The organism is Bradyrhizobium sp. USDA 3262, from assembly GCF_054060035.1.
In genome coordinates this window covers 2,648,116-2,660,399 of record NZ_JBSSCT010000001.1, presented here as the reverse complement: position 1 = coordinate 2,660,399, position 12,284 = coordinate 2,648,116, and the positions used below count along the sequence as shown (strand labels likewise).

Below are 12,284 nucleotides of genomic sequence, written 5' to 3'. Positions count from 1 at the left end.
CTAATGCTCCAGGAATTTTCCTGACGCGATTCGCGGCAGCTCCGCGACCGGCCAGTTGTAGAGATAGGTCCACGCCTCACGCGCGCTGCCGTCGGCGAGCGTGACCTCGAGCATCTCGCGGACATATTCGGTCGGCGGCGGAAAGCCTTCGCCGCAGGCCTCGTACATGTCGAATTCACGCAGCATGGCCTCGCGCTCACGCAAGCGGAACAGTTCGCCATGCACGATGTCGGCCGGATCGTCCGACACGACCAGGCCCGGATAATGCTTCACCAGATAGAGCCGGCCACGGCACTGCGCCGGCCCGAGGAATTCGGCATTGCCCGCGAGCAGCTTCGCCATCGGATGGTCGAAGCCGCGCATCAGCGTGCCGTAGACGAAGAGAAGGTCGGAGGTCATGGGTTCAGTTGTCATTCCGGGATGGTCCGAAGGACCAGACCCGGAATCTCGAGATTCCGGGTTCGATGCTGCGCATCGCCCCGGAATGACAGAAAATGGCTGAAGAGGCTAGGCCGCCGCCACCTCGTCGGTCACCACGACGAACTTCGTCAGCGTCATGCGGCCGAAGCTCGTGGTGAGGGCGACGTCGGCGGCGTCGCGGCCGGTCGCCATCAGGATGCGGCCGATCCGCGGCGTGTTGTGGCGGGCATCGAAGGTGTACCACTGGCCCGACAGATAGACCTCGAACCAGCCGGAGAAATCCATCGGCGCGGGGTCCGTCGGCACGCCGATGTCGCCGAGATAACCGGTGCAGTAGCGCGCCGGAATGCCCATGCAGCGGCAGAAGGTGAGCGCCAGATGCGCGAAGTCGCGGCAGACGCCGGCGCGGCTTTCATAGACGTCGTGCGCCGACTTCATGTGATGGGCGTGCTCGTAGCCGAACGTCACGTGGTTGTGCACGAAACCGGTGATCGCCTGCACCCGCGCCCAGCCCTGCTGTGTGTTGCCGAACAGCGACCAGGCGATGTCGGTCAGCTTGTCGGTCTCGCAATAGCGGCTCGGCATCAGATAGAGCAGCATATCGTCGGGCAATTGCTCGATCGGCAGCTGCTGCGCAGCCGGATTGACGATGTCAGGCAGTCCGGAATCCCGCACCACCGCGCTGCCGCGGAAGGTGACGTCACCGCCTGGGGCGACCAGGCGCCCACACACATTGCCAAAGCCGTCGCGATAGAGGCCGATCGGCACGTCCGGTTCGGTCGAAAGATGCTCGGTGCCGACGATGTCGGCGTAGCGCGACGGATGGATCGACAGCATGATCACCATCGGGGTCGGTTGCGCCGCCGTGTAGGTGATCTCGAAGCCGACCTTGATCTGCATCGTCAGGCCGTCTCCTGCTCCGCATTCTCGCCGACCGAGACCACCTTGATGTCGACATCCATGCCGAGAAAGGCATCCGCCGCGCCGAGATAGACGCCGTGCAGCGGGATCGCCTGGCGCGGATCGCGCGCCACCGCGACGCGGATCAGATCGCGCGTGCCGACGATGCCGTTGGTCGGATCGAACTCGATCCAGCCCGCGCTCGGCAGATAGACCTGCACCCAGGCATGGGTCGAGCCGCCGCCGACATAGCCGTGCGCGCTGCCGGGCGGCATGGCGAGATAGCCGGAGACGAAGCGCGCGGCGATGCCGAGCCGGCGCAGCGCCTCGATCATGAACAGCGCATAGTCGCGGCAGGTGCCGGACTGCGTGCGCAGCGTCTCGAGCGGATGCTGGGTGCCCTGCTCATGGCGCTTGCGATAGCTGAACGCCTCGCGGATGCCATGCGTCATGCCGCTCAGTATCTTGAAAGTCGGCGTCGGCGCCTCGACATCGAGGAAGCGCCGCGCCCAGGCCGACAGCTCGCCGTTCGGGTCGCCATATTGCGGCGTGATGAACTGCTGCAGATCGGGGAATTCCTCATCGTCGTAGAGGAACGGATAGAAATAGGCGGGATCGTCCGGCGTCAGCGCAAACGTATCGGCCGGATTGTGCTCCACCGTCGCGGTCGAGACAAAGGACAGCGTGTCTGCGCGCTCGTCGAAGGCTGCGATCGCCATGCTGTTGCCGAACACGTCGTGGATCCAACGCAGCGACATCGGCTGTGGATCGATCACAAGTGCGCTGTCGAGCACACGCAGATCATGGCCGTCACGGGGGCGCAGCATGATGCGGTGTTCGCCGAACGCCACCGGGCGCGCGTAGCGATAAACGGTCTTGTGATGAATGGTCAGCAGCGGCATCTTCAAACAATCATCGTGATTTCGGGCCGCATAATCTATAGAGAAAGCTGCCCGATTCCAGACCAGCATGCCGCCTGAATAGGCAAAGTTGAGGAAAAAAGCCCTTGAATTACGGAGGTGGTCCATCGTTCCTGCTCGCGAGCACCGACGCTTCACCGGTTCTTGAACACAATGCCGGCGGCCGCTCACCGTTCCTGTTCACCTGCGACCACTACGGCAGGCTGATTCCCTCTCCGCTCGGTGACCTCGGCCTGCCCGAAGATGAGCTGGTGCGGCACATCGCCTGGGACATCGGCATCGCCGGCGTCGCAACCCGGCTCTCGGAGCGGCTTGACGCGCATTTGATCGCGCAGCGCTATTCGCGGCTCGTGATCGACTGCAACCGGCCGCCGCATGTCGCAAGCTCGATCCCGCTGATCAGCGAGGCCACCACCGTGCCGGGCAATGAAGGCCTGTCGCGCGAGGCCGCCGAGATGCGCCGTGCGCAGATCTTCGAACCCTATCACAAACGCATCGACGAGATCATCGACGCGCGTGCGCGTCAGGGCCTGTCGACGGTGCTGGTGTCGCTGCACAGCTTCACGCCGGTCTACGCCGGCATCGCACGCCCCTGGCACATCGGCGCGCTCTATCACCGCGACACGGTGCTGCCGCCGCTGCTGCTGAAGCGTCTGCGCGCCGAGGGCGATCTCGTGGTCGGCGACAACGAGCCCTATGCGGTCAGCGACGAGACCGACTACACGATCCCCGTGCATGGGGAGACGCGCGGCCTGATGAACTCGGGCATCGAGATCCGCCAGGACCTGATCTCCGACCAGGCCGGCGAGACGGCATGGGCCGAACGGATGGCGCGCATCCTCGGCGAGATCGAGGCGACGCTGCGCACGGAAGCGCTGATCTAGCGACTAACGATCAGCCAGGGTGTGGCCTCTAGCCCGAAGGCAGCTCGACGTGCTTTAATTGGCTGGGTTGAACTTCCAAGTTAGGGTAGTCCGTGGCGCCCGAGCGAGTGGAAAGGCGACTGGCAGCAGTGCTGGCGGCAGATGTCGCCGGCTACAGTCGCCTGATGGGAACGGACGAGGAAGGCACGCTCGCGCGGCTTAAGGCGGCCAGAAAGAATCTCATCGATCCAACGATCGCCGCTCATCGAGGCCGCATCGTCAAAACAACCGGCGACGGCATGCTTGTCGAGTTCGGCAGCGCCGTCGATGCAGTGCGCAGCTCTGTAGAGGTTCAGAGCAGGATGGCGGAGCTCAACGCATCCGCGCCGCAGCAGCAGCGGATCGAATTTCGCATCGGCATTCACGTCGGCGACATCATCATCGACAACGACGACATCTTCGGCGACGGCGTCAACATCGCCGCGCGACTGGAAAACATCGCGGACCCGGGCGGCATATGCCTGTCTGACGACGCCTACCGGCAGATCCGGAGCAAGGTCGATGCAGCCTTCGAAGACATGGGCCAACAGAATCTGAAAAACATCACTGAACCGATCCGCGCCTGGCGAATGAAGATTGGCGCCAGAACTTCGCCTGAGCGCCATCCAACTCCCGCCGAATCGCATCACATGCGCCCGTTTTCGGGAAAGCCCTCCATCGCGGTGCTGCCGTTTCAGAACATGAGCGGCGACAGCGAGCAGGAGTATTTCGCGGACGGGATCGCGGAAGACGTCCTTACGACCCTGTCAAAGATTCAGGAATTGATGGTGATAGCTCGCAACTCGAGCTTCGCGTTCAAGGGACAGAACCGGGACATTCGCGAAATCGGGCAGATCCTCGGTGCTCGCTATCTGCTGGAAGGGAGCGTTCGAAAGATCGGCAATCGCATCAGGTTGACGGCGCAGTTGATTGATGGTCGAGACGGCGGCCATCTCTGGGCGGATCGCTTTGACGGAGGCCTGGACGACGTGTTCGATCTCCAGGACCGAATTACGCAAGAGATCGTCGAAGCGCTTGAAGTCCAGTTGACCGTCGGCGAACGCGCAAGGGTGTGGAGAAAACGCTCGGGCAGTCCGCTGGCTTATGAGTATGTTTTAAAGGGACGCGCCCTGTACGTTAATTTCGCAAGGCAAACCCATGCACAGGCCCGGAAGCTTTTTGAACAAGCGCTGGAGATCAATGCCTCGTTTATGCCGGCGCTCTATTTGTTGGGTCTTACCCTGACAGACCAGGCGCGCTTCGGTTGGATCAAGGATGAAAATGAAGCGTATCAAGCCGCTCTGGGCTGCGCTGATCGGGCTCTCGTCGCCGACCCGAGCTTCGGGGAAGCATACCTGGTGATCGGCTATGTTCGTACCTATCAACGTCGTCATGATGAGGCTGTGGCGGCAGGAGAAACGGCGATCAGCCTCGCTCCCAGCAGTTCCGACGCCCATCACATGGCGGGCATGTACCACGGCTATGCCGGCAACTTCCGAAAAGCCGTCCTCTACGAGGAACACGCCCAACGGCTCAGTCCGATTGAGCGCAACGAATCCATGGTGGACGAAGCGCGCGCAAGATTTCATCTCGGAGATTTCGCGGCGGCGCACGATATAGCCTCCCGCGTGCTGAGGCAGCGGCCGCTCTGGCTGACCGCGCAGTCGACGCTCATAGCGGCGCTCTGGAATCTCGGCCGGCAAGATGACGCGCGCTTGATCTCAACCGACTTGCTGGCCGGCCACCCCAACTTCAGCCTGGCCCGCTGGGCCAGGCTGCTGCCGTATCGCCGACAAGGCGACCTGGACGCATTGGTCAACCCGCTACGCTTGGCGGGGCTCCCGGAGTGAAACCTGTCATCTTACAATGCCGTCGAGAGCGCGATGCCGCACGCCAGGTACCTGCGCGGCCGCGACTGCTTGTTCGATTGCCGGTTCGGCTTCTTGCGCATCTCCGCGGATGAGACACCGCAGGGATCGGCATATTCCGATTGGATCGGCTTTGCTGATTGCCCGGCCCGTTCGCGAACGCGATCAAGCGAACCCAATCAATTCGGCTGGCGCCGCCAGATGAACACCAGATAGAGCAGCACCGGCAGGCCGAGCCCGGCCCATGAGACTGCATCCCACCAGCCGTCGCCGACCAGCGCGCTGATCAATCCGACCGTGCTCACGATCGCGATGACGAGCGGAGCGCCAAAGATCTGGGTCAATGAACGATGCGAGACCATGCTGACGTCACGACGATAATGCGGGTTTGTCGATGGAGGCGGCGTTGGCGATCGCGCGCTCCTGGCTCACACCGGCCTTGCGGCGGCGCATCCACAGATACACGCCGGTCACGAGAATGAAGATGGTCAAGATGTCGAGCAGCGCCCAGACGATCTTGAGCGGCATGCCGCCATAGTCGCCGAAATGCAGCGGCTGCGAGACGAACAGGGTCGTCACATACCAGGGCATATCCCTTGTATCGGTCAGCTTGCCGGTTTCCGCGTCGATCAGCGCCGGCTTCAGCAGCCGCGAGGTCAGCGGCGTATCGCCATGCAGGAATACGGCGTAGTGGCTCTTGCTGCTGAACAGGGTTCCCGGGAACGCGACGAAGCTCGGTGTCATGCCGGGCACCGCATGGGTGGCCACTTCGACCGCCGCATTCAGCGAGGTCAGCTTCGACGGCACCGGCCGATCCTTGTACTGCGCGGTCATCTCGGCGAGCTGACCGAACTGCCACATCTTGAGCACGAGATCGGCCCAAGTGTTGATGACCCCGGTGAAGCCGACGACCAGCGTCCAGGCGACGAGCAGGATGCCCGCGAGATTATGGACGTCGAGCCAGCGCACGACGCGGGTCCGCTGCGCGCGGTAGGCGCCGAAGCGCAGCTTCCGCATCGACGGCGCATAGACGACGATGCCGGAGATGATCGCGACGCAGAACAGGATCCCCATCAATCCGAGGAACAGCTTGCCGGGCAGGCCCGCGAACATGTCGGTGTGCAGCTTCAGCATGATGTAGGTGAAGCGGCCGGTCACATCGGGCGCATCGAGATAGGCGCCGGTGTGCGTATCCATCCGGATCAGCAAATTGTTGGTCGGATCGGCATCGATGGTCGGGCCGACGCTGACGAACATCGCGCTCGGATCATCGCGATCCCAGATCAGGAAGTGAGGCACCTTTCCCGGCGCCTGCCCCAGCGCGTTGCCGAGCAGGCGGTCCAGATTGGCCGGCGGCGTGCCTGGCGGCACGTCGGCCGGCTTGACCTGACTGTGCAGGAGATCATCGATCTGCTCGTGGAAGATCAGCGGCAGGCCGGTGATGCAGAGCAGCAGCATGAACAACGTGCAGATGAGGCTGGTCCATTTATGGACAGCGCCCCATCGCCGCAGGGATCTGGTCGTCGCAGTCAATGTCGTTACCTAAAGCGCGATGAGATCCGGTTGGATCGTCATCGAGCTTTAGCCTCTTGTTGAAGCATGATCTGTTCGGAAAACCGCCTCGCACTTTTCGGGATCATGCTTTAGTTCCAGGTGTACTTCATCGTGCCCAGCACCGTGCGGCCATTGCCGAGGCCGCAATAGGGAAGCCCGGTCAGGCAGGATGCAACGTAGAAGTGGTCGGTCAGATTGGTCACGTTGACCTGTGCCTTCCATCCCTTCAGGTCCGGCCGCAGATAGGCGAAGTCGTAGCTGACCGACGCATCGAGCAAGGCATAGGAGGGAATGACAAAGGTATTGAAGTTGTCGCCGTAGGTCTCGCCGACATAGCGCACGCCGAGGCCGAGCCCAAGGCCCGCGAGCGCGCCGTCATACCAGGTATACTTGCCCCAGACCGCGCCCTGGTCCTGCGCCGTGTTCATCATGTACTTGCCGGCATAGCCGGCGATGCTCGTCGTCACCCGCGGATCGAGGTGGGTGTATCCCGCCGTGATCTCGAACTCGCGCGTCAGGTTGCCCTTCAGCTCGAGCTCGAGGCCGCGGACGCGCACGGCATCGGTCTGCACGTTGAAGAGCGGATTGATGGGATCGGCGGTCAGCACGTCCTGCTGACGGATATCGAACGCCGCCGCCGTCACCATGAAGTTCGAGCCGTTCGGCTTGAACTTGACACCGACCTCCGCGCCCTCGCCTGTCGTCGGCCTGAACGACCGGCCGGCGCTGTCGGCGCCGAGGTTCGGCGTGAACGAGGTCGCGTAGCTGACATAGGGCGCCAGGCCGATATCGAACAGGTAGCTCAGGCCGATGCGCCCGGTTTGCGCCGAGTCATCGCGCGAATAGTGGCCGGCGGGCGGATAGAACGCCATGCTGGTGAAGCCGGAGCTGACCCAGTCCTGGCGCCCGCTCATGGTCAACGTCCAGCGATCGAGCTTGATCTGATCCTGCAGATAGGCGCCGAGCTGCGACTGCCTGTCGTCGCGCAGAATGAACGGCGCCAGCGAGCTGGCTGACGGAACGGCCGTGCCGTAGACCGGACTATAGGCATCGATCGGCGCGATCGGCGTCGTGCGATAATCCGTGTTCGCCCACAGATCGAAGTAGTCGACGCCGGCCAGCACCTTGTGGACCAGCGGCCCGGTCGCGAAATCCGCCTGCAGCTGATTGTCGAGCGCGACATTGGCGGCATTGGCCTTGACGTAGTTGTAAGTGCGCGCGACCAGACGATCCGTCACCATACCCTCGGTCCGCACCGATGCGAGGTCGTTGCTGACCTGGGTGTAGCGGAGGTTTTGCCGGAACTGGAAGATGTTGTCGAAGCGATGCTCGAACGCGTAGCCGACCGCGAACTGCTCGAGATGATAGCCGTCCAGCCCGGGCTCGCCGAGGTAACGACTGTAGGGAATATGTCCGTTGGGGTTTGGCAGGAAGGACACCTGTCCCGGGACGTATTGCTGGTAACCCTTGTTGTCGACCTTCTGGTACTGCGAGAGCACGGTGAAGCTGATGTCGTAGGTCGGGCGCCAGGTGAAGCTCGGCGCGATGAACAGCTTGTTGTCCTGAACGAAGTCGGTCTGGCTGTTGCTGTCGCGGCCAAGGCCGACGATGCGGTAAAGGAACCGGCCGTCCTTGTCGGCGGGACCGCCGATATCGAAGGCGCCCTGGAAGCGATCGAATGAGCCGAACGCCCCCTCGATCTCGTAGTGCGGCGTCTCGGTGGGCCGCTTGCTGACCAGGTTCAACAGGCCGCCCGGATCGGATTGTCCATACAGGCCGGATGACGGCCCCTTCAGGACCTCGATGCGCTCGAGACCGTAGGTCTCGATGCGCGGGACCGCGAAGGTCGTGGTGTCGGTCGGCAGCCGCAGCCCGTCGAGATAACGCGGCGCGGTGAAGCCCCGCAGCTTGAACTCGTCGAAGAACGCGTTGGCGCCAAAACTTTCGATCGTCACGCCGGGCGTGTAGCGCAGCGCTTCGGTGATGTTCTGCGCACCCTGTGCCTGGATCTGATCCTGGGTGACGATCGAGATCGACTGCGGCGTCGTGAGCACCGGGGTGTCGGTCTTGGTTGCGGTGACGCTCTGGCTGGCGAGATAGCCGGTGACCGGCCCGTTGCCGCGCTCTCCGCCGCCACCCGACCCCGGTGCTGGAACGTTCTGCGCTTGCGCGGGCGCCCGGTTCGCGATCGATCGCGGCGTCGTGCGCGCAGCACGCGCCGCGCGTCGCGCCGGCTGCGTTCGCCGCGCCTGCTGCTGATGTTTCGGCGCTTCGACCGTCACCGGCGGCAGCGCCGATTGCGCAACGCTTTCACGCGGCATCACCACACTCAGCACGAACAAACCGCTGCCGGCCATGTACCTGGCCGCCAACGCAGTGCGACGAAACATCCGCCCCCCGTCAACTCACATCGCCTTCATCTTCGCCGTCACTAACACGATGAAAGACGTACGCAGCCGATCGGTGATTAGAACACGTCCAGTGTCGGGCTTATCGCCGATGGTGTTGCGAGCTCGCAACGTGAACGCAGCGAAACTGCGTCAATGCGCCTCAGATTTTTCGAGCGCTTCTAAGGACGATTCTAAACTGCGTTTCGCTCCGCGATACTTCGAGTCAGTTCCGCGCACAGCGATCGAACGACGCCGTGCGCGGAAGCGATGATGAGACCGATCGCGCAGCGCGCGCGATCGCAGTTGCAGTGCGGTCCGGCCACCATCGAGCGAGGTCGCCGTTGCCGTGCTCCCGTCGAGCCGAGCCTCAGACTTCGGTGACGTGCTCCGGATCGGCGGATGCGAGCGCCGCGGCACGCTCGGCGCGCGGCGGATAGATCCAGACGGTGTTGATCTCCCGCTTGGTCTTCTTGGCCACGTCGCCGACCATCTCGACCTTGCGCTCCCAGCCGCGGGTGAACAGCGCACCGGCCTCGCCGAGGTCGAGGCAGGTGACATAGGCCTTCTGGTGATACGGCTTGGTCGGGACGCCAAGCAACTCGGCCGCGGCGTTGTTGCCGGCGAACGCGCCCATCCGCGTCGCATGCTGGCACGACATCAGCGCGTAATTGCCGACATCGTCGCATGCGGCGCGCGCCGCATCACCGGTGGCGAACACGCCCGCGACCAACGGCACGCGCAGATCGCGATCAACCAGCAGCCGGCCGAAATTGTCGCGTTCCGCCGGGATCTGCGTGGTCAGCGGCGCGGCGCGAATGCCCGCCGCCCAGACCACGGTCGCAGCCTCGATATGCTCGCCGCTGGAGAGCGTGACGCCGGACTTGCTGACCTCGGCGACGCCGGCACCGAAGCGGCCTTCGACGCCGAGCTTGCGCATCGCGTCCTTGATGATCGGGCGCGGGCCCTCACCCATGTCGGGCGCGATCGCCGCGTTGCGATCGACGATGATGACGCGCGGTTTGGCGTCGCTGCCGAGAATGTCCCGGAGCCGCGCCGGCATCTCGGTCGCCGCTTCGATGCCGGTGAAGCCGCCGCCGGCAACGACCACGGTGTCGCGGGCCCCTGATGCCGGCTGTTTGGCGAGGCCATGCAGATGGCGGTCGAGCGCGATCGCGTCCGCAAGGTTGTCGACGCTGAAGCCATGTTCGGCGAGGCCGGGCACGTTCGGACGGAACAGCCGGCTGCCGGTCGCCACCACAAGGCGATCATAAGGCAGCGTCTTGCGCGCGTCCTTGGCGGTGACGATCTGCACGGTGCGGGCCTTGGTGTCGACGGCTTCGGCGCTGCCCTGCACATAGACGACGTCGATCGCGTTGAAGACGTCGAGCAGCGGCGCGGTCAGCGTCTCCGGCTTCGGCTCGTAGAGCCGCGGGCGCACCACCAGGGTCGGCTCCGGCGCGACCAGCGCGATCTCGAGCTCCTCGGGCGAGACGCCCTTGATGTCGCGCAGGCGGGCTGCGGAGAGCGCGGCGTACATGCCGGCAAAGCCGGCGCCAATGATGACAATTCGCATGTTATGACTCCTCTGGGTTGACAGTCTCTGATGTCCGCGCGTTGCCGCCGCGTGCGGCGAAGCCTGTCGCGATCGGCGACGCGAAGAGGTGAAAGGGCGAGCGCCTATTGCCGGGCGCAGCTCGACAGGAACGGCGTGCGCGCCGCAGGCATGCACGCTGCGCGGCAGCCTCTCGCGCCCGAGAGCGGTCCATGCTGGAGGCCGATCGGCAGCGCGGCCCCCGGGAGCCAGTCGCGGTACAGCGCTTGGGCGGCGTCGCTGATCGTCACCGACGTCATGGCATCGGCGCCCTGAACGGCCTGCGCCGGCGGATCGGCATCCTCACCTGTTGCCGACGTGAAGCGGACGGTGAGCGTAAGTCCGTACATCAGTGCAGTCGCGAGGACCCGGCGTCGTCGCGTGACTGCAAGGGAGCTACCGAAATCCTTCCAGGCCATCGCTTGTCTCCGTTGTTGGCATGGGCGCCACGGTGATCTAGCGAATTGGCCGGATGAGTGCCCCAGAGCGATTGCCCGACCTGAAGAGCGATTGCGGCTGGAGCATTTTCGGTTCTGCGCTCGAAAACGCTTCTACCGCAGGCGCCGCCGCCAATCGCTCGGGGTTTCGCCGGTCAGCTTCCTGAACGCGGCCGCGAACGCGGTCTGCGAACTGTAGCCGAGCGCCGCCGCGATCGAGACCACGGAAGCGCCGGTGTCGCGCAGCATGTTCATGGCCTGCTCGAGCCGGTGCTGGCGCAGCCAGGCATGCGGCGAGAGCCCGGTGCTTTCCTTGAAGGCGCGGCAGAAGTGAAAGCGCGACAGGCCGGCCTCCGCCGCCAACGCCGCGAGCGAGACGTCCGCATCGCTGTCCGAGCGCAGCCGCTCAATGGCGCGGCGCAGCGCCGTCGGCGCCAGACCGCCCACGGTCGCCTGAACCGTGGCAGGCACGCCGGCATGCGCCGACAGCAGGCGCGTGGCCAAGAGATCCGTCAGTTGCTGGCGGAATAGCGCATCCAGCGCGGCGCTGCCCTCGAGCGCATCAGCGGCGCTCAGCAGCAACCGCGATGTAATCGGATCGGGGTGCCCGGTGCGCTCCAGCAGATCGCCGGGAGCGGCGGTGTCGGCCTCGCCGGCGACGCGCGCCAGCGTCGCATGCGGAAGGTAGAGCTGAACGACATGCACCGACTGGTGAATATCCCAGCGCGAGCTCGAGCCGGCAGGAATGATCGTCACGACCCCGGACCGCGCCGTTCCGATCGAAGCCACCCTGCCGGTGCGCCGCTCCAGCCGCTGCGAGCCGGCGGGATAGCTCATGACGACATGGTCGACCATCGGCCTGACCACATCGTGCAGGGCGTCATGCTTCCAATAGGCGATCGCGCCGCTCGAGGGGTCGGCCGCCATGCGAAGCGGCTGCGTCTTGAGCACACGGGCCATTTCCTGACCGGCCGGGCAGCGCGGGCCGGCCGGTGCCTCGGCCGGCCGCGCATCGGATGCGGCGGGCAAATCCCGCAGAGGATCTTGCAGGATCGGCTTACTCATCACCTGTGCTCGCGTTTGAAGGCTCATGCGCTCCCTCCTTGCGGGCCGGTCTGTGGGACCGATGAGGCGCGGAACTGCCCGCCGGACCTAAGCGCCGTGCAGTTCGGCTGTCTTTCCTGAAACGGCCATGCTTTGCCCAATTCTGCGCCAAGCGCAGCGCTGCGACATTTCTGCGTCGGGTACGGCCGATCGAACCAAGGCAATTGAAATCGTTCTGGAATCGCTTGGCCGCGATCG

Annotated in this window: 11 protein-coding genes; 2 read left to right on the top strand and 9 right to left on the bottom strand. The window is 64.3% G+C overall.

Translation table 11 applies throughout. The annotated features are described in order from the left end of the window. From ACVWYP_RS12430 to ACVWYP_RS12420, 3 genes are all read right to left on the bottom strand, one after another. Positions 1-399 (bottom strand): gamma-glutamylcyclotransferase family protein, encoded by a 399-nt coding sequence (locus ACVWYP_RS12430; RefSeq protein WP_304500225.1) that lies wholly within the window; start codon positions 397-399, stop codon positions 1-3. Positions 400-507: 108 nt separating this feature from the next. Continuing rightward, complete coding sequence (locus ACVWYP_RS12425) at positions 508-1,320, bottom strand: transglutaminase-like domain-containing protein (RefSeq protein WP_304498836.1); 813 nt, start codon at positions 1,318-1,320, stop codon at positions 508-510. A gap of 2 nt (positions 1,321-1,322) precedes the next feature. After that, positions 1,323-2,222 (bottom strand): transglutaminase family protein, encoded by a 900-nt coding sequence (locus ACVWYP_RS12420; RefSeq protein ID WP_304498835.1) that lies wholly within the window; start codon positions 2,220-2,222, stop codon positions 1,323-1,325. Positions 2,223-2,326: 104 nt separating this feature from the next. On the opposite strand from ACVWYP_RS12420, the gene ACVWYP_RS12415 reads away from it, so the two are divergent. Continuing rightward, entirely contained in the window at positions 2,327-3,124 is a 798-nt protein-coding gene (locus ACVWYP_RS12415; protein WP_304498834.1) for an N-formylglutamate amidohydrolase, read from the top strand. A gap of 128 nt (positions 3,125-3,252) precedes the next feature. Further along, a complete protein-coding gene (locus tag ACVWYP_RS12410; RefSeq protein ID WP_304498833.1) occupies positions 3,253-4,992 on the top strand; it encodes an adenylate/guanylate cyclase domain-containing protein in 1,740 nt (579 codons plus the stop codon). A gap of 197 nt (positions 4,993-5,189) precedes the next feature. Here the strand turns inward: ACVWYP_RS12410 and ACVWYP_RS12405 are convergent, their stop codons facing one another. The 6 genes from ACVWYP_RS12405 to ACVWYP_RS12380 all read right to left on the bottom strand — a co-directional run bounded on the left by ACVWYP_RS12405 (position 5,190) and on the right by ACVWYP_RS12380 (position 12,047). Further along, the gene (locus ACVWYP_RS12405) at positions 5,190-5,354 is read right to left on the bottom strand and encodes a hypothetical protein (RefSeq protein WP_439711161.1); all 165 of its coding nucleotides are present in this window, start codon (positions 5,352-5,354) and stop codon (positions 5,190-5,192) included. A gap of 25 nt (positions 5,355-5,379) precedes the next feature. After that, a complete protein-coding gene (locus tag ACVWYP_RS12400) occupies positions 5,380-6,522 on the bottom strand; it encodes a PepSY-associated TM helix domain-containing protein (protein ID WP_453946233.1) in 1,143 nt (380 codons plus the stop codon). Positions 6,523-6,653: 131 nt separating this feature from the next. After that, positions 6,654-8,921 carry a TonB-dependent siderophore receptor gene (locus ACVWYP_RS12395; protein WP_304498831.1) on the bottom strand — a complete coding sequence of 756 codons (2,268 nt, stop codon included), beginning with the start codon at positions 8,919-8,921 and terminating at the stop codon, positions 6,654-6,656. 400 nt (positions 8,922-9,321) lie between these two features. Further along, entirely contained in the window at positions 9,322-10,527 is a 1,206-nt protein-coding gene (locus ACVWYP_RS12390; protein WP_304498830.1) for an NAD(P)/FAD-dependent oxidoreductase, read from the bottom strand. 104 nt (positions 10,528-10,631) lie between these two features. Further along, complete coding sequence (locus ACVWYP_RS12385; protein ID WP_304498829.1) at positions 10,632-10,964, bottom strand: hypothetical protein; 333 nt, start codon at positions 10,962-10,964, stop codon at positions 10,632-10,634. A 132-nt stretch (positions 10,965-11,096) separates the two neighbouring features. Continuing rightward, positions 11,097-12,047, bottom strand: a complete 951-nt coding sequence (locus ACVWYP_RS12380; RefSeq protein WP_304500224.1) for a helix-turn-helix transcriptional regulator — start codon at positions 12,045-12,047, stop codon at positions 11,097-11,099. Positions 12,048-12,284: the final 237 nt, after the last annotated feature.